Genomic DNA, 22277 nt, shown 5'->3' on the forward strand with positions numbered 1-22277 from the left:
CGATGACTGAACTACCCGCTAACGTTCGTTGGCAACTCTGGATCGTGGCGTTCGGCTTTTTTATGCAATCGCTGGACACCACCATCGTCAACACCGCCCTCCCCTCCATGGCGTTAAGCCTGGGGGAGAGCCCGCTGCATATGCACATGGTGGTGGTCTCCTATGTGCTGACCGTCGCCGTCATGCTGCCCGCCAGCGGCTGGCTCGCCGATCGTGTCGGCGTGCGTAATATTTTCTTCACCGCCATTATCCTGTTCACCCTCGGCTCGCTGTTCTGCTCACTTTCCAGCACGCTCAATGAGCTGGTCATGGCGCGCGTGCTACAGGGGATTGGTGGCGCGATGATGGTGCCCGTCGGCAGGCTGACGGTGATGAAAATCGTTCCGCGCGAGCAGTATATGGCGGCAATGACCTTCGTCACCCTGCCCGGCCAGGTTGGCCCGCTGCTTGGCCCAGCTCTGGGCGGGATTCTGGTGGAGTACGCCTCCTGGCACTGGATATTCCTGATTAACATCCCGGTTGGCATCGTGGGCGGTATCGCCACGTTGATGTTGATGCCTAACTACACCGTCCAGACGCGGAAATTTGATATTTCCGGTTTCGTGGTGCTGGCGCTGGGCATGGCAACGTTAACCTTAGCCCTCGACGGCCAGAAAGGCCTTGGCATTTCATCACTAACGATGGGCATGTTGGTCGCCGTCGGTATGGTGTCGATTGGATTGTATCTGTGGCATGCGCGCGGCAACGACAGCGCGCTGTTCAGCCTTAAGCTGTTTAACACCTCCACCTTCTCTCTGGGGCTGGCAGGCAGCTTTGCCGGGCGCATCGGCAGCGGCATGTTGCCGTTTATGACGCCGGTGTTCCTGCAAATCGGCCTTGGCTTCAGCCCCTTCCACGCAGGGCTGATGATGATTCCGATGGTGCTGGGCAGCATGGGCATGAAGCGGATAGTGGTGCAGGTGGTCAACCGCTTCGGTTACCGCCACGTGCTGGTATCCGCCACGCTCGGGCTGTCGTTAATCAGCCTGCTGTTTATGTTCACCGCGTTGGCAGGCTGGTACTACGCGCTACCGGTGGTGCTGTTTATTCAGGGAATGGTCAACTCCAGCCGTTTCTCCTCGATGAATACCCTGACGCTGAAAGACCTGCCGGACGAATTCGCCAGCAGCGGCAACAGCCTGCTGTCGATGATCATGCAGCTCTCCATGAGTATCGGCGTTACCATCGCCGGGATTCTGCTGGGCATGTTCGGTCAGCAGCACATTGCCATCGGCAGCGAGGCGACGCATCACGTCTTTATGTACACCTATATTTGTATGGCCATCATTATTGCGCTTCCCGCTCTCGTCTTCGCGCGCGTGCCGGACGACACCAGCAAAAACGTGGTTATTGCCCGACGCAAACTGAAGGAGTAGACCGTGAAATTATGGCGCCCGGGAATTTCCGGCAAACTGTTTCTCGCCATCTTAGCCACCTGCATCGTGCTGCTGATCAGCATGCACTGGGCCGTGCGCATTAGCTTTGAGCGCGGCTTTATTGACTATATCAAGCGTGGCAACGAGCAGCGGTTGCAGCTGCTGAGCGACGCACTGGCTGAGCAGTATGCCCAGCACGGAAACTGGCGCTTTTTACGCAATAACGATCGTTTTATTTTCCAGATCCTCCGTTCGTTTGAACATGACAACAGTGATGACCGCCAGCCGCCCGGCCCTCCGGGGCCAGACGGCGAACCGCCTCGCGGCCCGGATCGCGGCGGCATGCCGCCGCACGGCTGGCGCACGCAGTTCTGGGTAGTCGACCAAAACGCTCGCGTGCTGGTCGGCCCGCGCGAAGCGGTGCCGCACGACGGCTCCCGCCGCGGCATTATCGTCAACGGTATGGAGGTCGGCGCGGTGATCGCTTCACCGGTCGAACGGCTGACCCGCAACACTGATATCAACTTCGATCAACAGCAGCGCCGCACCAGTTGGCTTATCGTCGGGCTGGCGACATTGCTGGCGGCGCTGGCGACCTTCCCGCTGGCACGCGGGCTGATTGCCCCGGTGCGGCGGCTGGTGGAAGGCACCCACAAGCTGGCGGCGGGCGACTTTTCGACCCGTGTCCCGGTGAGCAGCAGCGATGAACTGGGCAGACTGGCGCAGGACTTCAACCAGCTCGCCAGCACGCTGGAAAAAAACCAGCAGATGCGCCGCGACCTGATGGCCGATATCTCCCACGAGCTACGCACGCCGCTGGCGGTACTGCGCGGCGAGCTGGAGGCGATTCAGGACGGCGTACGCAAATTCACCCCGGAATCGGTCACCTCTTTGCAGGCCGAAGTCGCCACCCTGACCAAGCTGGTTGATGACCTGCATCAGCTGTCGATGTCCGATGAAGGGGCGCTGGCCTACCAGAAAGCGCCGGTCGATATCATTAGCCTGATTGAAATCGCCGCCGATGCCTTCCGCGAACGTCTTGCCAGCCGCGGGCTGACGCTCAATCTGGCGCTGGCAGAAAACGCCACCGTGTTTGGCGATCCGGACCGCTTGATGCAGTTATTCAATAACCTGCTGGAAAACAGCCTGCGCTATACCGACAGCGGCGGCCAGGTGCTGATTCGCACCGAACTGCTCCCACAAAGCATCGTGCTGGAATTCGCCGACAGCAGCCCCGGCGTCAGCGATGAACAGCTGGCGAGGCTTTGCGAGCGTTTCTACCGTACCGAAGGTTCTCGCAACCGCGCCAGCGGCGGTTCTGGCCTGGGGTTAGCCATTTGCGCAAACATCGTCACCGCCCACGGCGGGCACCTCAACGTTGGGCATTCGCCTTTTGGTGGGGTTAGCATTAAAGTAGAGTTACCGCTGGAACGTGTATTACCGAGAGAAATATGACCGAGTTACCGATTGATGAAAATGCCCCACGCATCCTGATTGTGGAAGATGAACCCAAGCTGGGGCAGTTGCTCATCGACTATTTACTGGCAGCGCACTACGCCCCGACGCTGATTAGCCACGGCGACAAAGTGCTGCCGTACGTGCATCAGACGCCGCCGGATCTCATCCTGCTGGATCTGATGCTGCCGGGCACCGACGGTCTCACCCTCTGCCGCGAAATTCGTCGCTTCTCCGACGTTCCTGTGGTTATGGTGACCGCTAAAATTGAAGAGATCGACCGTCTGCTGGGCTTAGAGATCGGCGCCGATGACTACATCTGCAAGCCGTACAGCCCGCGCGAAGTGGTTGCGCGCGTGAAAACCATTTTACGCCGCTGCAAGCCGCGTCACGAACTACAAACGCTGGACGAACAAAGCCCGCTCATCGTTGATGAAAGCCGTTTTCAAGCCTCATGGCGCGATCGCCCGCTGGACCTCACCCCTGCCGAGTTTCGCCTGCTGAAAACGCTGTCACAGGAGCCTGGCAAAGTGTTCTCGCGCGAACAATTGCTGAATCATCTGTACGACGACTACCGCGTGGTGACCGACCGTACCATCGACAGCCATATTAAAAACCTGCGCCGCAAGCTGGAATCGCTCGACGCCGATCAGTCGTTTATCCGCGCGGTGTACGGTGTAGGCTATCGCTGGGAAGCCGACGCCTGCCGCCTGTCCTGATGCCTTCGAGCGGCGCGCGCTCGCCGCTCTCACTTCTCCTCTGCTCGCAACTTCGCCAATTTCTCCCATACTCATAGTGTCAGTCGATACGTTCAACGATGTTAATTTAATCAAGGAGTCACCATGGCTGGTTGGTTTGAATTAAGCAAAAGCAGCAACGATCAGTTTCGATTTGTTCTGAAGGCGGGAAACGGGGAGGTTATTCTCACCAGCGAGCTGTACACCACCCGGGCGGCCGCGGAAAAAGGCATCGCCTCGGTGCGGGTCAACAGCCCGCAGGACGCGCATTATGAAAAGAAAACCGCCACCAACGGCAAATTTCACTTCAACCTGAAAGCGGGCAACCACCAGGTCATTGGCACCAGTCAACTGTACGCGACCGAGCAGTCGCGTGATAAAGGCATCGCCTCGGTAAAAACCAACGGCACCAGCGAGACCGTCAAAGATAATACCTGATGGCAGATCCTCCGCCGGGTTGTCTCCCGCGACGACCCGGCGCTTTACCTCGCCTCCCCACAGCGCTACAATGCCCGCCCTTAATGTGGGGGCACTCCCCAACTCGCCGCATCAGGTGCGGCGAATCTGACCTGTCATCAGAACGAGAAAATCATGTTTAAACCGGAACTCCTTTCCCCGGCGGGAACGCTGAAAAATATGCGTTACGCTTTCGCTTACGGCGCTGACGCGGTTTACGCGGGCCAACCTCGCTACTCCCTGCGCGTACGTAACAACGAATTCAATCACGAAAACTTGCAGCTCGGCATCAACGAAGCCCACGCGTTGGGTAAAAAATTCTATGTGGTCGTGAACATCGCGCCGCATAACGCCAAGCTGAAAACTTTTATTCGTGACCTGAAGCCGGTGGTGGATATGGGGCCGGATGCGCTGATTATGTCCGATCCGGGCCTGATTATGCTGGTGCGCGAGCACTTCCCGGAGATGGACATTCACCTGTCGGTACAGGCGAACGCCGTCAACTGGGCCACGGTGAAGTTCTGGAAACAGATGGGGCTGACCCGCGTCATTCTTTCCCGCGAGCTGTCGCTGGAAGAAATTGAAGAAATTCGCAGCCAGGTGCCGGATATGGAGATTGAAATCTTCGTTCACGGCGCGCTGTGCATGGCCTACTCCGGCCGCTGCCTGCTTTCCGGCTACATCAACAAGCGCGACCCGAACCAGGGCACCTGCACCAACGCCTGCCGCTGGGAATACAACGTGCAGGAAGGCAAAGAAGACGACGTTGGCAACATCGTCCACAAATATGAGCCGATTCCGGTGCAAAACGTTGAGCCGACCCTTGGCGTCGGCGCGCCAACCGACCAGGTGTTTATGATTGAAGAAGCCAAACGTCCGGGTGAGTACATGACCGCCTTTGAAGACGAGCACGGCACCTACATCATGAACTCGAAAGACCTGCGCGCCATTGCCCACGTTGAGCGTCTGACCCAGATGGGCGTGCACTCGCTGAAAATTGAAGGCCGTACTAAATCCTTCTACTACTGCGCGCGTACCGCACAGGTGTACCGCAAGGCCATCGATGATGCCGCCGCGGGCAAACCGTTCGACACCAGCCTGCTGGAAACCCTGGAAGGCCTGGCGCATCGCGGCTATACCGAAGGCTTCCTGCGTCGCCACACCCATGACGACTATCAGAACTACGAATACGGCTACTCGGTTTCCGAGCGTCAGCAGTTTGTCGGCGAATTTACCGGCGAGCGTAAAGGCAACCTGGCCGCGGTAGCGGTGAAAAACAAATTCCTGATTGGCGATAGCCTGGAGCTGATGACCCCACAGGGCAACGTCAACTTCACGCTGGAACATATGGAAAACGCCAAAGGCGAAGTGATGCCCATCGCGCCGGGCGACGGCCACACCGTATGGTTGCCCGTGCCGGAAGATATGGCGCTGGAGTATGGCCTGCTGATGCGTAATTTCTCAGGACAATCCACTCGCAATCCGCATAACGGCTAGTACATTTATATTGTTTTTCAATAGCAAGGATTCTTAGAAATGGATCACAGACGGAATTATTGATTCCAGATACTATTCCCTCGCTGAAAAACATAACCCATAAATGCTAGCTGTACCTAGGAACCACCTCCTTAGCCCGTGTAATCTCCCTTACACGGGCTTATTTTTTTGGCCTTCCCTCCTAAAGCGCATCGCCGCATCCTTTGTTACACTCTTTGCATACCCCCTCAAGAGGTACCAAGGATGTCAGATTTTCCAGCGAGTTTACTGATACTTAACGGCAAAAGCGCCGGTACGCCCGAGCTGCGCGATGCGGTCATGCAGCTGCGCGATGAAGGCGTGGTGATTCACGTGCGCGTCACCTGGGAGAAAGGTGATGCCGAACGCTACGTCGAAGAAGCCGTTGCGCTGCAAGTGGCGACGGTGATTGCCGGCGGCGGTGACGGCACGATCAATGAAGTGGCGACGGCTCTGATTCAGTGCGACAGCGAACGGGTTCCCGCTCTCGGTATTGTGCCGCTCGGTACCGCGAACGATTTCGCCACCAGCGTCAATATTCCCACCGATATGGCTAACGCGCTTAAGCTGGCGATTGCCGGTCGTGACGTGCCGGTGGACATTGCCCAAGTCAATCGTGAGACCTGCTTTATCAATATGGCAACCGGCGGCTTTGGCACGCGCATTACCACCGAAACGCCGGAGAAGCTGAAGTCCGCGCTGGGCGGTGTATCGTATTTGATTCACGGCCTGATGCGCATGGATACCCTGAAACCCGACCGCTGCGAAATTCGTGGCGAGAACTTTAGCTGGCAGGGCGACGCGCTGGTAATTGGCATCGGCAACGGTCGCCAGGCGGGCGGCGGGCAACAGCTTTGCCCGGAGGCGTTGATTGACGATGGCCTGCTGCATCTGCGAATTTTTACCGGCGAGGAACTGCTGCCCGCGCTGTTAAATACGCTCGCCAGCGACGACGGTAAAGAGAATCTGGTGGATAGCGTCTCGCCGTGGTTTGAGGTCACCGCATCACATGAGATGACCTTTAACCTCGACGGCGAGCCGCTCTGCGGGACCTCGTTCCGTATGGAGATTTTACCGGCGGCGCTGCGCTGCCGTCTGCCGCCGGACTGCCCGCTTCTGCGTTAACGCATCGCGCGTTTTAAGATGCGTTCCGACTGACGCTTGAAATCCGCCGCCGCTTCGGCGACGGTTTTCTTGCCGTAGTCGATGGACTGCAACGCACTGTCAAACTCCTGCACCAGCTGGGGATCTTCCAGATACGGCGACACGCCGACCTTCGCCGGTAGCGACAGCGCGAGCTTAATGCCGGCCACCGATGGGTCTTTGTCATTGATCACGCCGGATGCCGTCAGCGTCTCCACGCCGCTTTTGCTGAGCGGCACACCGCGCTCCAGGCCGAGCAGCGTCACGCCCTCCTTGCTGTTGAGCAGAAAGTTAATCAGCTTTGCCGCCGCCTGCGGATGTTGGGTGGTTTTACCAATCGACAGCATCATTGACGGCTTCATAAACAGCCCCGCGTCGGTCGCGCCAGCTAACATCGGATAACTCCCCAACTCCAGCTTCGCCGGTGGTTTCAGGTTATCGGAATATTTGGTCACGGCGGTGTTCCACATGTACACGCCGCCCCACTCGCCTTCAATCCACGGCTTCATCTCATAGATATTCCCCTTGCCGAAGGAAGCGTAGTACTTCATGTCGGGAATAACGTGATTGTCGATCAGCGTTTTATAGAGCTGGAAAAACTCCACCCATTGCGCATCGCTATAGGTAAACTTTTTGCTCTGCTCATCGATGGCTGGCATGTTGTATTTCTGCACCATATAAGAGTTGAGCAACGCCAGCACGCCGAGGCTTTCCGGGGCCACCGGATAGTATTGTTTGCCGAGCTTAGTCTCAAAGGTTTTCCCGGCCTGCATCAACTCATCCCAGTTTTGCGGATAGCTTAATCCCGCTTTTTTCCACGTCTGATCGTTGTAGTAGAAGATTCGCGCGGTCATGGCAACGGGGATACCGTTTAACTTGCCCTTCACCGTCACCGGTTGAAGATCTTTGGCGGTGAACTGTTCCAGGCCGATTTCGTCTTTCACTTTATTGAGATCGTAAAAACCGTTGCCGTCTTTCGAGAACAGCGTCAGCCAGTTCCAGTTGGTTTGCATGACGTCAGGCTCTGTACCTCCCGCCAGCTGCGTGGTAAGACGCGAAGTATGTCCGTCCCAGCCGGTATATTCCGCTTTGACGTTGATATCCGGGTTTTGTTGATGGAAGGCTTCCAGCGCTTTCAAGGTCACCTGATGACGACTGTTGCCGCCCCACCAGGACATACGCAGGTCGATGGTTTCCGCGGCCAGCGCGGAGGCAGTACAGGCAGACAGCAATAACGGGAGAGCAATACGGAATGACTTTTTAGGCATTTTTTTATTATTCCCGGAGGCAAATTGGAAAAGTAGAGATAGGCCGGATAAGGCGTTTACGCCGCCATCCGGCCCCGTGGCGAACGGCTAGTAAGCCGCCACCTCCCGCGCCATTTCGCGCGTGTACTGGCGGCTGGCGTTCACCAACATCTGGGTATACGGCGTTTTGGCCTCGCCGTTCACCAGCGCGTCAACGCTAAGCGTTTCGAGAATTTTGCCGTACTGCATCACCGCCACCTTCTGGCAGAGATGGGCAATCACGCCCAGATCGTGGGTCACCATCAGGTAGGTCAGGTTCGACTCTTTTTGCAGCTCCGCCAACAGGTTGAGGATTTCCGCCTGCACCGAGACGTCCAGCGCCGAGGTGGGTTCATCGAGCAGCAGCACCTGCGGCTCAAGGATCAGCGCGCGAGCAATCGCCACGCGCTGACGCTGGCCGCCGGAGAGCTGGTGCGGATAGCGGTCGCGAAACGCGCGATTCAGCCCCACGCGATCCAGCAGCGTGTTGATGCGCCGGTCACGCTCGCTGATACCGTGGATTTGCAGCGGCTCTTCCAGAATATCACCAATGGTATGGCGCGGATGCAGAGAGCCGTAAGGATCCTGAAACACCATCTGCACCTTACGGCAGCGTTCGCGGCTGATGTTGTGATCCAGCCGCTGGCCGTTGATCGCCAGCTCGCCCTGCCAGTGGTTAAACAGCCCGGCCAGGCACTTCAGCACCGTGGTTTTGCCGGAACCGGACTCCCCCACCAGGCCGTAAATCTCGCCCGGCTGGACGTGGAAATTGACGTCATACAACACCTGGTTGCGCTTCTCGCCTTCACCAAACACCAGGTTCAGATTTTTCACTTCAATCATGATGCGCTCCTTAATCCGTCAGCCAGCAGGCCTGACGCTGTAGCACCGGCAGTACCGGGCGACGATGCTGCATATCCGGCAGCGCGCTGATTAGGCCCTGCGTGTACGGATGCTTCGCATTGTCGAGATCGCAGGCAGCGATGGACTCCACCACCCGCCCGGCGTACATCACCAGCACTCGATCGCAGAAGCTGCGCACCAGGTTGATGTCGTGGCTGATAAAAATCAGCCCCAGACCGCGCGACTTCACCAGATCGTCGAGCAGCCCCAGCACCTGCAAACGTACGGAGACGTCCAGCGCCGAGGTGGGCTCATCGGCAATCACCAGCTCCGGGTCGGTAATCAGCATCATCGCAATCATGATGCGCTGCCCCTGGCCGCCGGAGATTTCATGCGGATAGAGGTTATAAACGCGCTGCGGGTCGCGGATGCGCACCACGTCGAGCATCTCCAACGCTTTGGCTTTCGCTTCCGCCTTATGCCCTGGATGGTGCGTTAGCCAGGCTTCGGCAATCTGATCGCCCACACGCACCACCGGGTTCAGCGAGTATTTCGGGTCCTGCATAATCATCGAAATCCGTTTGCCGCGAATGGCGCGCATCTGCGCTTCGCTGGCGTTAAGCAGATCGATATCGCCAAACTGCATCCGGCTGGCGTCAATGCGCGCCTTTTTCGGGTGCAGATGCAACAGCGCGCGCCCGACGGTCGATTTTCCCGAACCGGATTCACCGACAATCGCCAGTTTTTCACGCCCCAACTGGAAGGAGACACCGCGCACCGCATGGGTGACCGCGCTGCCGTTGACAAAGTCGACGCACAGGTCGCGCACGTCGAGCAGCGGTGCAGCGTTATTCGCTGCGAGGATCGAGGATGTCACGTAGGCCATCTCCTAAGAAGTTGAACGCTAAGCTGTTGATCAGAATCGCCAGCCCCGGAATCGTCACCACCCACCAGCACTCCATCATGTAGGTACGGCCACTGGAGATCATCGCTCCCCACTCCGGCTCCGGCGGCTGTGCGCCGAGGCCGAGGAAGCCGAGACCAGCGGCGGTCAGAATGATCCCCGCCATGTTCATGGTGATACGAATAATCACCGACGGCAGGCACAGCGGCACAATATGGCGCCACAGCACGCGGGCCGGAGAGGCCCCCTGCAAGCGCACGGCGGAGATAAAATCCGCCTGGCGCAGCGACAGCGTTTCGGCGCGCGCCAGACGCGCAATCGGCGGCCAGGCGGTAAGCGTAATGGCGATTACCACGTGCTCCAGCCCTGGGCCTAAGGCGGCGACGAACGCCAGCGCCAGCACCAGGCTTGGGAAGGAGATAAAGATGTCGGTAACGCGCATCAGCACCATGTCTACCTTGCCGCCGAAGTAGCCCGCGCAGACGCCGAGCAGCAGCCCCAGCGGGCCGACAGTCACCGACACCAGCAGCACGATGTACAGCGTGATGCGCGAACCGTAGACCAGACGACTAAAGATATCGCGGCCAAACTCGTCGGTGCCAAACCAGTGCTGGGCGTTCGGCGCGGTAAGCGCGTTGCTTAAGTCCTGCACCAGCGGGTTATACGGGGCAATCAGCGGCGCGAAAATCGCCACCACCAGCAGCAGGAAAATAATCCCGCCGCCAATCGCCGTTAACGGGTTACGCGCCATCTTGCCGATAAACCCACCGGCGCGGACCAGCGCACGTTGCAAACGCTGGCGGCCTTCGCCAGCGCCGCCGCGCAAAGACGTATCCAGAGAAACCGTCATGATTTTGTCCTCGGATCGAAGAATTGATACAGCATGTCGGACAGCAGGTTGAGCATCACGAAGATCACCCCAACCAACAGCACGCAGCCCATCACCGCATTCATATCGCCCAGCAGCAGGCTGCCGGTGAGATAGGAGCCAAAGCCCGGCCAGGAGAAGACGGTTTCAATCAGTACCGCCCCCTCCAGCAGCGAACCGTAGGCCAGCGCCACCACCGTCAGCAGCTGCACGAGGATGTTGCGAAACGCGTGATTCCAGATCACCTGACGTTCGGTTAACCCTTTCACGCGGGCAGTGATGATGAACTCCTGCGACAGCTGCGCCAGCATAAAGCTGCGGGTCATACGGCTGATATAGGCCAGCGAGTGGAAGCCCAGCAGCGCGGCAGGCAGAATCAGGTGATTAATGGCATTCCAGAACACCTCACTGTTCCCTGCCAGCAGCGCATCCACGGTCATCAGCCCGGTACGGCGCGGCACGATGCCGTCCAGCCCCAGGTCAACGCGCCCGGCGCCGCCGACCCAGCCAAGCCAGGCGTAAAACACCAGCAGACCCATCATCCCCACCCAGAAAATCGGCGTGGAGTAACCGGCGAGGCTGATAATGCGCACCACGTAATCGGAGATGCTGTTACGACGCGCGGCCGCCAGCACGCCCAGCGGAATGCCGAGGCCCGCGCCGACAATAATCGCCATCGTCGCCAGTTCCATGGTCGCCGGGAAGACGCGAATAATATCGTCGGTCACCGGTTTACCGGTCAGCAGCGCGTTACCGAGGTCGCCGTGCAGCAGGTTGACGAAATAAATACCAAACTGGGTCATCAGCGACTGGTCAAAGCCCAGCTGGTGATAGACCTGCTGGTAGGTGCTCTGGTCGGCATCCGGGCCGACAATCGCCAGCACCGGGTCGATGGGCATCACGCGGCCAATGAAAAAGGTCAGCAGCAGCAGGCCAAACAGCGTAATCGCCACCTGCATCAACCGTTTTGAAAAGCGCCGGGTCCGGGAGCCGGGCGCGAGAATTGCCGTACTCATCCTTTATCTCCTTCGCTTACTTTGTAGACGTCACGCAAGAACGTGGTCGCCGACGGGTGGGGTTTGTAGTCTTTCACTTCGTTGCGCACCACCACCGAGTCCACCATCTGCGAGACGGGAATCATCGCCGGGATCAGCGCATCGAAGCGGGTTTGAATGGCCTGGTAATCGGCAATTTGTTTCTGCGGGTTACGTTCCAGCAGCGCACCGTCGATCATCTCGTTGAGCTGCTTGTCGTAAAAGCCGGTACGCCAGCCCTGGAAGTTGGTGAGTCGCGCTTCATCGCTGTTGTCCGGGTTATAGACCAGCGCACGCAGGCTGGAGTGCGGATGCGGCTCCATGCCGCTGCCGCCGCGCCCGACCAGCATGTCGAACTTACGCTCGCGCATCGCGCCGTAAATCTGGTTGCCGGTGCCGGTAATGATTTTGGCGTTGATGCCCGCCTGCATCAGCGTCGACTGAACGGCAATGGCGATATTGAGGAACGGCTGGTCCGAGAGCACGCGCAGCGTGGTATCAAAACCGTCCGGATAGCCCGCTTCCGCCAGCAGCTTTTTCGCCTTCGCTAAGTCAAAGCTGTAGCCAGGATCCGGCAGCGTTGACGGCATACCCGCCTTGATTGGCCGCTGGTGCAGTACGCCGTAGCCCGGCATCAGCGCTTTGTTAATCCCCTGATAATCAATCAGGTAGCGTACCGCTTCACGCACCTTCGGATTGGCGAAGTGCGCCTCTTTCATGCTCATCGCCACGTAGTACATGGTGCCGCGTTGCACCGCGTCGACGGTAAGCTGCGGGTCTTTGCGCAGGGCGTTGATGTCCGATACCGCCATGTTGTTGGCAATATCAAGGTCGCCTTTTTCAATCATCAGGCGCAGGGTCTGCGACTCCTGGAAGTGGCGCAGCACCACGCGGCTCATCTTCGGCTCGCCGCGCCAGTAGTCCGGGTTACGCTTCATGCGCAGCACATCTTTGGCCTGCCAGGTCTCCAGCATAAACGGCCCGGAACCGGCTTCGTGCGTGGTCAGCCACTTGTTGCCCCAGTCGTTATCCTGTTCATGGCTCTGCACGGTTTTACTGTCGAGCACGCCGAGGTTACCGAGCGCGCCGAGTGAGTAAATCACCAACTGCGGATCGTTCGGCTTCGGCAGGACGATCTGCACGGTATAGTCGTCCAGTGCGGTCACCTGCTTATCGACATTCTTTTTGCTGAAGCCGTAAGACTTCCACACCGATGCCTGCGCGAGGTTAAGGTGCAGAATACGGCGCATCGACCACACCACGTCGGCGGCGGTCAGCGGGTTACCGGAGTGAAACTTAACGTTGTTTTGCAGATGGAAGGTCAGCGTTTTGCCATCCGGGCTGATGTCCCAGGATTTGGCCAGTGCCGGTTTGACGTTGGTCAGCTGTTCAGGGTCCAGTTCAACCAGCGAATCATAGAGGTTGACCACGATACCCACCACTTCATTACCGGTCATCGCGGCCGGGTCGAGGGTCAGCAGGTTGTTCATGTTCATGCCGATAATGAGCTGATCCGGCGGCGTTTTCGCCAACGCCGCCCCGCTCCCCATCGTCATGGTGAGCGCGAGCAAACACGCTCCCAGTAAGGAGGATTTTTTCATCTATCTATCGCCTGTAGGGTACGACAGGCTACGAATCCGTACGCGCCTGTCTTGTCTTTGTTATGTGTCAGTCGTGGCTGACGGTATTGGCTTCGATATATGCAAAGTTAATGTCTTCGCCCAGTCCAGGGCGCTGAGACAGGTGAACAAAGCCATCCGCGTCCATTGGGTCGATGATGCTGTTCAGGTAGGCCGCCGGCTGGTCGTAGTCGAGGAACGGATGCAGCAGACCGCGCTCATACCAGCGACAGTTGCGGATCGCCCCGACCACCGCCAGGCTCGCCGCGCCGTTGCCGTGCACTTCGCAGTCCATGCCGAAGGATTCCGCCAGCGCCGCCACCTTCATCGTTGGCGTAATGCCGCCCACGCCGTTAGCGCCCGCGCGCAGAATGTCGCACGCGCCCGCTTTCACCCAATCCGCACGGCTGTGGTGCTTACCGCCAAAGCTTTCCGGCCCGATAATCGGGATAGAGAGGTTTTCCGCCAGCCACGCGTAGGACGACATGCTGTCCTCTTCCATCGGTTCTTCAAACCACGCGAAGTTGAGTTTTTCCAGCTCCTTACCTATCCACAGCGCTTCGGTACGGCTGTACCAGTGGTAGCCGTCGATCATCAGGTCGATATCCGGCCCCACCGCCTCACGCACCGCGGCGCAGGCTTTGATATCCATTTTCGGGTTCGGGGCGAAGGAGACCGGCGGCATCCAGGTGTGCAGCTTGATAGCCTTATAGCCGCGCGCCACCAGGGTTTCGGCAAAGGCCGCGTACTCTTCCGGCGTGGACAGGCCACCTTCTAAATCGTCGCCGCACATGGTGCTGCCGTAGGCCGGCACTTTGTCACGATAGCCGCCGAGCAGTTTGTAGACCGGCATATTGAGCTTACGCCCAATCAGGTCCCACAATGCTTGTTCCACGAAAGACAACGCGCGTTCGGTCAGCTGATGCGCGCTGCCGCGCTGCCAGTGCACCAGGTCCTGCCAGATGCGTTCGCGGTCGAACGGATCCTGGCCAACCAGCACTTTACGGAAAAAGGTATTTACCACGAACGGGCGTACGATTTCCGGCGGTGCAAACGAATAGCCCTTGCTGCCATCGTCCGCGGTAATCGTCAGCATCGCCATTTTGGCCATGCTTTCTGGCCCCGGATGGGAGTGCCCGGCGCTATCGGAGACGCGGCGGGTGGGATGCTGGAAAACGGTGACATTTACAGATTCAATTTTCATTATGTGTCCTTAGTACAACATTCGACATGGCGCTTAACGCGCCACAATCCTGTGTCCAACACTGATCCGATAAAACGGTTTTAGGGAATTGAAAAGGCGTTTCATGACTAATCTAAGCACAAAATAACAGCGCTTCCACGGACAAATAGCGCTAACAATCGACTGTTTTTTGGGCATGCGCACAAGGAGGCGTGATGTTTTTCACAAAAGGATAACGAAGTGTGAAGGGGATCGGCCTCCTCACCGTGGCGGGCGAGGAGGCAAACTTTTAGGCGAAGGTAATCTTGCTATCGAGGTAAACGTCCTGCACGGCGTTGATCAACTGCACGCCGTCGGCCATGGATTTTTTGAACGCTTTACGCCCCAGAATCAGCCCCATGCCGCCAGCGCGTTTGTTGATAACCGCCGTCCGCACCGCGTCGGACAGGTCGGTCTCACCGCCCGCCGCGCCGCCGGAGTTAATAAGCCCCGCGCGGCCCATATAGCAGTTCGCCAGCTGATAACGCACCAGGTCAATCGGGTTGTCGGTGGTCAATTTGCTGTATACACGATCGTCGGTATAGCCAAAGTTCACCGCTTTATAGCCGCCGTTATTTTCGGCCATTTTTTGTTTGACGATATCCGCGCCGATGGTCGCCGCCAGATGGTTGGCCTGCCCGGTCAGGTCCGCAGAGACGTGATAGTCAACGCCGTCTTTCTTAAACGCAGGGTTGCGCAGGTAGGCCCACAGCACCGTCACCATCCCCAGCTCATGCGCGCGCTCGAAAGCGGCAGAGATCTCCTCAATCTGGCGGCGAGACTCTTCTGAACCAAAATAGATGGTCGCCCCTACAGCCACCGCGCCAAGGTTGAAAGCCTGCTCAACGCTGGCGTACAGCGTTTGATCGAAAGTATTCGGATAGCTCAGCGTTTCATTGTGGTTGAGCTTCACGAGGAACGGTATGCGGTGCGCGTAGCGGCGCGAAACCGACGCCAGCACGCCGTAGGTTGAGGCCACGCAGTTACAGCCCGCCTCAATGGCCAGTTCGACGATGTTTTTCGGATCAAAATAGAGCGGGTTGGCGGCAAACGAGGCCCCGGCCGAATGCTCAACGCCCTGATCGACCGGCAGAATCGACAGGTAGCCCGTACCGGCTAAACGCCCGGTGTTGTAGAGCGTCTGCATGTTTCGCAGCACCGCAGGCGGGCGGTTGTTATCCACCATCACCCGGTCAACGTAGTCGTGGCCAGGCAGATAGAGCTGGTCGGCTGGAATGGTCATACAACGATGCTGTAAAAGGCTGTCGGCGTCTTTGCCAAGCAACTGCGCAATATCAGTCATAGCTATGCTCCCGTAAGCGCCGACATCATGTCGGCTGGATGTCCTGCTCGAGTTTTTTGAGCAGGATAAGCCTGGTACCGGGGGCGTAGAATGTCCAACTTTTGTCGGTTTTAACGCACAAGCTGCTGGCACGCAGACGGGACATTCTGCGGCCATCGTACGGTGGATGCTGGCCACATTAAAATTGACTCACGAAGTAAACTGCCTCCTCGGAAGTGATTTAGCACCGATCACACTTTTTCTTTTTGTCGTTTTTATTACGACAGACGCCCTCCCCCTCCGCTCGATAAGCTCCGATCGCCTGCTCCTATAAAAAACATAATCATTCTTACTCTTTGGCGGGAAATATTGTATGGCAGAAAAACAAACACACATTAGCGAGTCATCCGCTGAAAATAGCGGTTACAGCCTCAGCCGCCTGGATATTATTCTGGGTTTAATCTGTGCCATTTTTTTTATTGATACCGTCGCCCCCATTGCGGCGATGGGCGTTTCCGCGATTTCCTGGATGGTGATCATTGGCGTCGTTTTCTTCTTTCCCGGCTGTCTGGTCGTGGCAGAACAAGGCGCAGCCTACCCAGAAAATGGTGGTCTTTATGCCTGGATAAAACGCGCCTACGGTACGCTGTGGGGCGCACGTATCGCCTGGATGTACTGGTGCGGTAATGCGCTGTGGATCTCTTCAGCCATGACCGTCATCGTCAACGTTTTTTGCCAACTTTTTGCTATTGAAATAGGTCTGGTGGGTAAAGCCGCGCTCAACATCATTCTGGTCTGGGCCATTACCGCACTCGCGCTGCGTCCGATGCGCAACTCGACATTTATTATCAACTTCGCCTCTTCGGTAAAAATTCTGATGGCTCTGGGATTAATACTCAGCGGCGTAATCTGGTTATACCGTGGGCATGCCCCCGCCAATACCTTTAGCTGGGAGGTTATCCGTCCAACCTATGGCCAGGCGATGATCTTTATTCCAGCCCTGATTTATAATTTTCTGGGTTTTGAGACGATGTCCGCAGCGGCCGCATCAATGCGGAACCCCAAAAAGGACATCCCAATTGCCTCACTCAGTAACGTTATCCTGGTTATTGGCCTGAATATTATTGCCGTCAGCGGTGTGTTACTGATTATTCCGAGCGATAAGGTCGATATTATCGGCGGAATTATCTCATGCTTCCGTCTCGGTTTCGGCGATGGCATCATCGGCACCCTCATTGTCTATATCATCGGCTTACTGTATCTGGCCGCACTGTGCTCACAATCATTAATGTGGATGCTGGCGACCTGCCGCATGGCGCAGGCCACCGCTCAGGCGCATGAATTACCGGCGGCGCTGGCAAAATCACATCCACGACACGACAGCCCTGCGGGCGCCTTAATTGCTGGCGCAGTGATTACTACGATCATGACAATCGTCAGCACAGCGCTTTCTGGCTCTGCTGAGGAGATGTTCTGGTCAATATTCTCATCCACCACAATTTTGTTACTCATCCCCTATTTCGTTAATTTCCAGGCTTTCCTTAAATTGCGTAAATACGATACCACGACCCATCGACCTTATATCTTTCCAGCACCCAACTGGGTTGTTACCGCGCTTATGAGACTCGCGCAAATAATTTTATTCCTCACCGCCTTCTTTCTTATTTGGGTACCAGGTCAGCCGTTTAAAGCAGCCAACGCCGGATTTATTGCCATCGGCGTCATGCTGACATTGGGTGTCGGTGAATTCTTTATCAGACGCAGCCTCAAACAGGCCCAGACTCCCTCACCGTCGCTTCCCCTTCCTTCTCCGGTCAATAACAAGGATTAATTTATGAACGCAGAGATCGTATTTACGAATGGATTTATCTGGACCGCTGATAGCCAAAATCCCGTGGCTCAAGCGTTCGCCTTGGCCAAGGATAAAATCATCGCTATCGGCACACATCACGATATCGCGCACTGTATTCATCCCGATACCTTGATTTGTGATTTAGAAGGGCGGTTTGTGATGCCGGGTTTTATCGACGGTCACTGCCACTACTCAATAAGCGCCGATGATGTCTGCGGCGTCAATCTGCAAGGAATGAACACGCCAGAAGCCTATATTGCCGCCATTCAAAACAAGATTCAGTCACGGCCAGAGGCCCGTTTTATTCGCGGCGGTGGTTTTCTGGAAGCCACATTCCCCGATAGCGGTCCAGACAAAGCGCTACTGGATAACCTGTCGCGGGATATTCCCATCGTCATTGCATCGGAAACGTACCATTCCATATGGGTGAATTCAAAAGCGCTCGAAATGGCGGGCATTACCGCACAAACACCCGACCCGCAGAATGGCAGAATTGAGCGCGACACGCAGGGTGAACCCAGCGGTTGCCTACGCGAAACGGCGCAGGCATTGGTACTGGATCGACTGCCTGACTGGTCTAAGGACGATTACAAGGAGGCCATTTTGCGCTTTCAGACCCTCGCGCACAGCCTTGGGATCACCGGCGCATACGACCCCTGGCTGGATATTCGCGGCCAGAATGCCATCGCGGCGTTGACTGAACTGGATAATGAGCAACTGCTCAACATGAATCTACGCGGTGCCCTGTTGGTTTCACCTGAGAAAGGGCAAGCACAGTTTCCGGCACTGCACGAGCAACTGACCGCATTGAAACGCGAGAGCCGCCGCTTTCAGGTTTCCGCCGCGAAATTCTTCGCCGATGGGATCTTCGAAACCAAAACGGCGCTGATGCTGCAACCTTACACCGCGGCCGCCGGGAAAGGCGACGCTTACTATGGCGAGCAAAACTGGCAGACTAGCGAACTGCAGGCAATGTTTGTTGCGATCGATAAAGCCCATTGGCAGATTCATATTCACTGTATCGCTGACGGTGCCGTCCGTCAGGCGCTAGATGCATTTGATTATATGCAACGTATCAACGGCGTGCGCGACGCTCGCCACTGTATTGCCCATGCGACGGCCTGCGATCCCAACGATATCCCTCGCTTTAAAGCGTTAGACATTACCGTCATGCTGAACAGCTTCTGGGCCGCGCGGGATAAAACCTGGCTGATGATTGCCGACTGGATTGGCAAGGACCGGGCAGAGCGCTATCTGTATCCCATAGAAAGCTTTTTCAAGGCGGGCGTCAGGGTGACCAATGCCAGTGATTATCCCGTCACGGCATGGCCAAACCCGCTCGTCGGCATCGAAACGGCGGTGACCCGAATTCCGGCGGATAACTATCATCCCTGGGTGTTTGATTATGACGCGCCAATACACCATCAAGTTCCCTGGCCAGAAGAGCGCGCCACCGTCGAGGAGATGCTCGAAGCCTGCACGGTACAGCAAGCGCGGGCCAATTTTATGGAGCAAACGACAGGCTCGCTTCAGGTGGGATACAAGGCGGACTTTATTATTCTTGACGCTAATTTGCTGCACATCGCCCCCGACAAAATAGGCTCGACAAGGGTATTGCAGACCTGGTTTGAGGGGCAGTTGGTATACAGCGCGACAGAGTCGCAAGCCGAACTGCTGTTCAGGGCAGCCAGTCAGCAATAGCCCTGTGCGGCCCTTCTTCTTTGCGAGAAGGGTCGCGCTTTTTTATTGACGCTCTCGCTATGGTATTACGCAACGCGTCACGTTGCAGGAGTCATGATGCAGGTTGCCATCACTGATGTTCAACATATTATCAATGAGTTAGGTAGTGGTCGCTTCCCCTGGCAACTGCATAACTGGCTTAATCAACATGCCATGCTGCCAGGTATTTATCACAGCGTGGCCATGCTGTTTGACCGGGAATCTACGGCGTCGCGCCAGCCGCGTCATATCTGTCAGGCTAAAAATTTGTTTGCCGCCAGCATCATTGAACCGGAGATTGTTTCTCAGGCATTGGATCTGTATACCCGACAGGAAGAATGGCGACATGATGAGCTGATCGCTCGTATCGAACGCAACCCAATGGATGGCATGCGGATTGAACGGATTCCGCCCCCCTCAGACAACCGTTCAGGCACAAGCTCATATCAACGACTCTATATTCATAGCCAGTTGGGCATTGAGTACGCCATCACGCTAACCGACGATCGCCATGTTTATACCTATTCGATCTTTCAAAAGCGCGACGAGCGCCCCTTTAACTCACTGGAAGTGCAGCGTTTATTCGATTTTGGGCCGTTTGTCCTCACCCTGCTGAACAAGCACGCGCAATTGTGTCAGCAACCGTTATCCACGGTTCTGACACCCCAGCAGGCATTTACCCACAAGTTGATAAGTAGTGGCATCAGGCTATCAACGCGAGAGTACAATACCTGCATAAGCGTGCTGAGCGGCAATACGATTGCACAGATTTCGAGCCAGATGAATGTAAAGGAAACCTCGGTTAGAACCTATCTTGGGCGGGCGCTGATAAAGCTCAATTTGCCCGACAAACAGGCGCTGTATCAGTGGTGTTTCGCTACGAACATTAGCAGCGTGACGGAATGGGCGCCACGTGCATCCAGCCGATAAAACGTTGCCGTCTCGCTTCCCTCTCGGCCAGCCAGCCCACGGCACGATACGGTGGACGGGCAGCCTCACACCTTGAGCAAATTTACCACCATTCGTGGAAATGGTGCACTGGGCCAATCCCCTCGCCCACTTCCAGCGTATCGGCCTGCGCCAGCGCTTTCGACAGCCAGGCTTTCGCCACCGGCACCGTTTCCTGCCAGCTGGCGTGACGTGGCCGTAACGCCGCCAGCGCCGCCGACAGCGTACAGCCGGTGCCATGGGTGTTTTTGGTCACCACCCGCGGCGCGGTAAACCGCGTTTCACCGTCGGCGGTAAATAGCCAGTCAGGGCTTTCGGCGTCATCCAGATGACCGCCTTTCATCAGCACCGCCTCACAGCCCAGCGCTCGCAGCGCGCGCCCTTGTTCCAGCATCTCACGTTCGCTGCGGGCATGCGGCGCGTCAAGCAGCGCCGCCGCCTCCGGCAGGTTTGGCGTAATCAACGACACCTGCGGCAGCAGACGCTGACGCAGCGTCGTCACCGCAGATCCGGACAGCAGCGGGTCGCCACTTTTCGCCAGCATTACCGTGTCGAGCACCACGTTCTGAATGCGATAACGCGCCAGCCGCTCGGCTACGGCTTCAACAATATCGGTCTCGGCCAGCATGCCGATTTTGGTGGTATCAATGCGCACGTCGCTGAACACCGAGTCCAGCTGCGCGGCGACAAAATCGGGTTCAATGCGATATACCGATTGCACTCCGCGGGTGTTTTGCGCCACCAGCGCGGTCATCACCGAACAACCGTAGGCGCCCAGCGCGGAGAAGGTTTTCAGGTCTGCCTGAACGCCTGCGCCACCGCTAGGGTCGGTACCGGCGATGGTCAAAGCATTAATGCGCTTCATGCCGCCACCTCCGCATTCATCGCGTACAGCGCATCAAGGAAGGCTGGGACAAAGCTCCCCGGCCCGCGCCCCTCGGCGGCCTTCTGTCCGGCGAATTTCATCAGCGCGCAGGCGCCCGCTACATTTTCCAGACGGCTTCCCGGCAGCGCGCAGCAGGCCGCCACCACCGCCGACAGCGCGCAACCCGTGCCAACCACCCGCGTCATCAGAGGGTCTCCGCCCTGCACCGCCAGCGTTTGCTGGCCATCGGTGATGTAATCCACTTCTCCCGTCACCGCCACAATCGCGCCGCTTTCTCGCGCCAGCTTCTGTGCCGCTGGCAGCGCCGTCGCGGCCGTATCGGTGGTATCCACGCCGCGCCCGCCGTGGCTCTCGCCCGCCAGCGCCAGAATTTCAGAGGCATTTCCACGAATCGCCGCAGGCTGTAATTGCAGTAAGCCGCGGCAGAATTCACTGCGCAGCGTCAGTGCGCCAACGGCAACCGGATCGAGCGTCCAGGGCGTCTTCGCCGCATTCGCGCTTTCCACCGCCGCACGCATCGCCTGCGCACGCGGCTGGGTTAAAGTGCCGACGTTTATCAGGACCGCACTGGCTATGGCGGAAAACTGCGCGGCTTCACCGGCATCAATCACCATCGCGGGCGAGGCGCCAAGGGCTAACAATACGTTGGCGGTGAAAGTCTGCACGACATCGTTGGTCATACAGTGAACAAGAGGGGCATGCTGGTGAAGAAGATGGGCAGTGCGCGCGGATTGCGCGGGGTTTAGCAGGTCAACGTGCATGGTTTGCTCCTGCCATAACGCGAAGAAGCAATGACCTGGCGGTCTCTGACTTCCCTACGCTGGCATTATCCAGATCAGGTGGTACGGGTATTTCTCAGCCTTCACCAGGAAGGGCACCCCGAGTCGTTTAGCGGCGTGGCCGCTTTTTTGCAAGCGTAAGGGAAGTTTCTCGCTTAAGCAAGCCTCTTCCGCCGCGAGAAATCACGCTATAAACAGCAAGGTTATATCTAATAGTCGTTAAACTTTAATTAACACGCTCACGACAGGTAAAAAAAAGATAGCCATGACTTTCTTTCATACGAAACGAAAAACCAGATAGCCATAATTAAACC

Annotated in this window: 19 protein-coding genes and 1 riboswitch; of the genes, 9 read left to right on the top strand and 10 right to left on the bottom strand. The window is 57.2% G+C overall.

Features of this window, described 5'->3' with window-relative positions:
• The first annotated feature begins 2 nt into the window (after positions 1-2).
• From NNN71_RS09190 to yegS, 6 genes are all read left to right on the top strand, one after another.
• Positions 3-1415 (top strand): MFS transporter, encoded by a 1413-nt coding sequence (locus NNN71_RS09190; protein WP_163448373.1) that lies wholly within the window; start codon positions 3-5, stop codon positions 1413-1415.
• A gap of 3 nt (positions 1416-1418) precedes the next feature.
• Positions 1419-2870 carry a two-component system sensor histidine kinase BaeS gene (baeS, locus tag NNN71_RS09195; RefSeq protein ID WP_167575464.1) on the top strand — a complete coding sequence of 484 codons (1452 nt, stop codon included), beginning with the start codon at positions 1419-1421 and terminating at the stop codon, positions 2868-2870.
• Entirely contained in the window at positions 2867-3589 is a 723-nt protein-coding gene (gene baeR / locus NNN71_RS09200; protein ID WP_167575463.1) for a two-component system response regulator BaeR, read from the top strand. The genes baeS and baeR overlap by 4 nt, the downstream gene beginning before the upstream one ends.
• Positions 3590-3712: 123 nt before the next feature.
• Positions 3713-4045, top strand: coding sequence for a YegP family protein (locus NNN71_RS09205; RefSeq protein WP_167575462.1), 333 nt, complete (start codon positions 3713-3715; stop codon positions 4043-4045).
• Positions 4046-4198: 153 nt separating this feature from the next.
• The gene (gene trhP, locus NNN71_RS09210) at positions 4199-5560 is read left to right on the top strand and encodes a prephenate-dependent tRNA uridine(34) hydroxylase TrhP (RefSeq protein WP_271458368.1); all 1362 of its coding nucleotides are present in this window, start codon (positions 4199-4201) and stop codon (positions 5558-5560) included.
• Positions 5561-5803: 243 nt separating this feature from the next.
• Positions 5804-6703: a lipid kinase YegS gene (gene yegS / locus NNN71_RS09215; RefSeq protein WP_271458369.1), complete on the top strand. Its 900-nt coding sequence runs from the start codon at positions 5804-5806 to the stop codon at positions 6701-6703.
• Here yegS and NNN71_RS09220 read toward each other — a convergent pair.
• The 8 genes from NNN71_RS09220 to fbaB form a co-directional block, all read right to left on the bottom strand.
• A complete protein-coding gene (locus NNN71_RS09220) occupies positions 6700-7989 on the bottom strand; it encodes an ABC transporter substrate-binding protein (protein ID WP_271458370.1) in 1290 nt (429 codons plus the stop codon). The genes yegS and NNN71_RS09220 overlap by 4 nt on opposite strands.
• Before the next feature lie 87 nt (positions 7990-8076).
• Positions 8077-8850, bottom strand: coding sequence for an ABC transporter ATP-binding protein (locus NNN71_RS09225; RefSeq protein ID WP_223802967.1), 774 nt, complete (start codon positions 8848-8850; stop codon positions 8077-8079).
• Between the two features lie 10 nt (positions 8851-8860).
• Positions 8861-9727, bottom strand: coding sequence for an ABC transporter ATP-binding protein (locus NNN71_RS09230; RefSeq protein ID WP_163449112.1), 867 nt, complete (start codon positions 9725-9727; stop codon positions 8861-8863).
• Positions 9699-10604: an ABC transporter permease gene (locus NNN71_RS09235; RefSeq protein ID WP_167575459.1), complete on the bottom strand. Its 906-nt coding sequence runs from the start codon at positions 10602-10604 to the stop codon at positions 9699-9701. The genes NNN71_RS09230 and NNN71_RS09235 overlap by 29 nt, the downstream gene beginning before the upstream one ends.
• Positions 10601-11638, bottom strand: a complete 1038-nt coding sequence (locus NNN71_RS09240) for an ABC transporter permease (RefSeq protein ID WP_062778702.1) — start codon at positions 11636-11638, stop codon at positions 10601-10603. Before NNN71_RS09240 ends, NNN71_RS09235 begins: the two co-directional genes overlap by 4 nt.
• Entirely contained in the window at positions 11635-13257 is a 1623-nt protein-coding gene (locus tag NNN71_RS09245) for an ABC transporter substrate-binding protein (RefSeq protein WP_167575458.1), read from the bottom strand. The genes NNN71_RS09240 and NNN71_RS09245 overlap by 4 nt, the downstream gene beginning before the upstream one ends.
• 67 nt (positions 13258-13324) lie before the next feature.
• Positions 13325-14479, bottom strand: coding sequence for a mandelate racemase family protein (locus tag NNN71_RS09250; protein WP_163449115.1), 1155 nt, complete (start codon positions 14477-14479; stop codon positions 13325-13327).
• A gap of 268 nt (positions 14480-14747) precedes the next feature.
• The gene (fbaB, locus tag NNN71_RS09255) at positions 14748-15800 is read right to left on the bottom strand and encodes a class I fructose-bisphosphate aldolase (RefSeq protein WP_163449116.1); all 1053 of its coding nucleotides are present in this window, start codon (positions 15798-15800) and stop codon (positions 14748-14750) included.
• 352 nt (positions 15801-16152) lie between these two features.
• On the opposite strand from fbaB, the gene NNN71_RS09260 reads away from it, so the two are divergent.
• From NNN71_RS09260 to NNN71_RS09270, 3 genes are all read left to right on the top strand, one after another.
• Positions 16153-17610 carry an APC family permease gene (locus NNN71_RS09260; RefSeq protein WP_271458371.1) on the top strand — a complete coding sequence of 486 codons (1458 nt, stop codon included), beginning with the start codon at positions 16153-16155 and terminating at the stop codon, positions 17608-17610.
• A gap of 3 nt (positions 17611-17613) precedes the next feature.
• Entirely contained in the window at positions 17614-19332 is a 1719-nt protein-coding gene (locus tag NNN71_RS09265; RefSeq protein WP_271458372.1) for an amidohydrolase, read from the top strand.
• Between the two features lie 93 nt (positions 19333-19425).
• Entirely contained in the window at positions 19426-20280 is an 855-nt protein-coding gene (locus NNN71_RS09270) for a LuxR C-terminal-related transcriptional regulator (RefSeq protein WP_271458373.1), read from the top strand.
• Between the two features lie 82 nt (positions 20281-20362).
• Here NNN71_RS09270 and thiD read toward each other — a convergent pair whose 3' ends face one another.
• The gene (gene thiD / locus NNN71_RS09275) at positions 20363-21163 is read right to left on the bottom strand and encodes a bifunctional hydroxymethylpyrimidine kinase/phosphomethylpyrimidine kinase (protein WP_271458374.1); all 801 of its coding nucleotides are present in this window, start codon (positions 21161-21163) and stop codon (positions 20363-20365) included.
• Positions 21160-21945 (bottom strand): hydroxyethylthiazole kinase, encoded by a 786-nt coding sequence (gene thiM, locus NNN71_RS09280; RefSeq protein ID WP_271458375.1) that lies wholly within the window; start codon positions 21943-21945, stop codon positions 21160-21162. Before thiM ends, thiD begins: the two co-directional genes overlap by 4 nt.
• A gap of 34 nt (positions 21946-21979) precedes the next feature.
• Positions 21980-22076, bottom strand: a riboswitch (TPP riboswitch).
• Positions 22077-22277: the final 201 nt, after the last annotated feature.

Source organism: Kluyvera sp. Awk 3 (genome assembly GCF_028069715.1).
Classification (GTDB): domain Bacteria; phylum Pseudomonadota; class Gammaproteobacteria; order Enterobacterales; family Enterobacteriaceae; genus Kluyvera; species Kluyvera georgiana_A.

What these genes read in the sequence shown, in the direction of transcription:
- NNN71_RS09190 (WP_163448373.1), top strand. Translation starts at nt 3, where the DNA reads ATGACTGAACTACCCGCTAACGTTCGTTGGCAACTCTGGATCGTGGCG.
- baeR (WP_167575463.1), top strand. Translation starts at nt 2,867, where the DNA reads ATGACCGAGTTACCGATTGATGAAAATGCCCCACGCATCCTGATTGTG.
- NNN71_RS09205 (WP_167575462.1), top strand. Translation starts at nt 3,713, where the DNA reads ATGGCTGGTTGGTTTGAATTAAGCAAAAGCAGCAACGATCAGTTTCGA.
- trhP (WP_271458368.1), top strand. Translation starts at nt 4,199, where the DNA reads ATGTTTAAACCGGAACTCCTTTCCCCGGCGGGAACGCTGAAAAATATG.
- yegS (WP_271458369.1), top strand. Translation starts at nt 5,804, where the DNA reads ATGTCAGATTTTCCAGCGAGTTTACTGATACTTAACGGCAAAAGCGCC.
- NNN71_RS09220 (WP_271458370.1), bottom strand. Translation starts at nt 7,989, where the DNA reads ATGCCTAAAAAGTCATTCCGTATTGCTCTCCCGTTATTGCTGTCTGCC.
- NNN71_RS09225 (WP_223802967.1), bottom strand. Translation starts at nt 8,850, where the DNA reads ATGATTGAAGTGAAAAATCTGAACCTGGTGTTTGGTGAAGGCGAGAAG.
- NNN71_RS09235 (WP_167575459.1), bottom strand. Translation starts at nt 10,604, where the DNA reads ATGACGGTTTCTCTGGATACGTCTTTGCGCGGCGGCGCTGGCGAAGGC.
- NNN71_RS09240 (WP_062778702.1), bottom strand. Translation starts at nt 11,638, where the DNA reads ATGAGTACGGCAATTCTCGCGCCCGGCTCCCGGACCCGGCGCTTTTCA.
- NNN71_RS09245 (WP_167575458.1), bottom strand. Translation starts at nt 13,257, where the DNA reads ATGAAAAAATCCTCCTTACTGGGAGCGTGTTTGCTCGCGCTCACCATG.
- NNN71_RS09250 (WP_163449115.1), bottom strand. Translation starts at nt 14,479, where the DNA reads ATGAAAATTGAATCTGTAAATGTCACCGTTTTCCAGCATCCCACCCGC.
- fbaB (WP_163449116.1), bottom strand. Translation starts at nt 15,800, where the DNA reads ATGACTGATATTGCGCAGTTGCTTGGCAAAGACGCCGACAGCCTTTTA.
- NNN71_RS09260 (WP_271458371.1), top strand. Translation starts at nt 16,153, where the DNA reads ATGGCAGAAAAACAAACACACATTAGCGAGTCATCCGCTGAAAATAGC.
- NNN71_RS09265 (WP_271458372.1), top strand. Translation starts at nt 17,614, where the DNA reads ATGAACGCAGAGATCGTATTTACGAATGGATTTATCTGGACCGCTGAT.
- NNN71_RS09270 (WP_271458373.1), top strand. Translation starts at nt 19,426, where the DNA reads ATGATGCAGGTTGCCATCACTGATGTTCAACATATTATCAATGAGTTA.
- thiD (WP_271458374.1), bottom strand. Translation starts at nt 21,163, where the DNA reads ATGAAGCGCATTAATGCTTTGACCATCGCCGGTACCGACCCTAGCGGT.
- thiM (WP_271458375.1), bottom strand. Translation starts at nt 21,945, where the DNA reads ATGCACGTTGACCTGCTAAACCCCGCGCAATCCGCGCGCACTGCCCAT.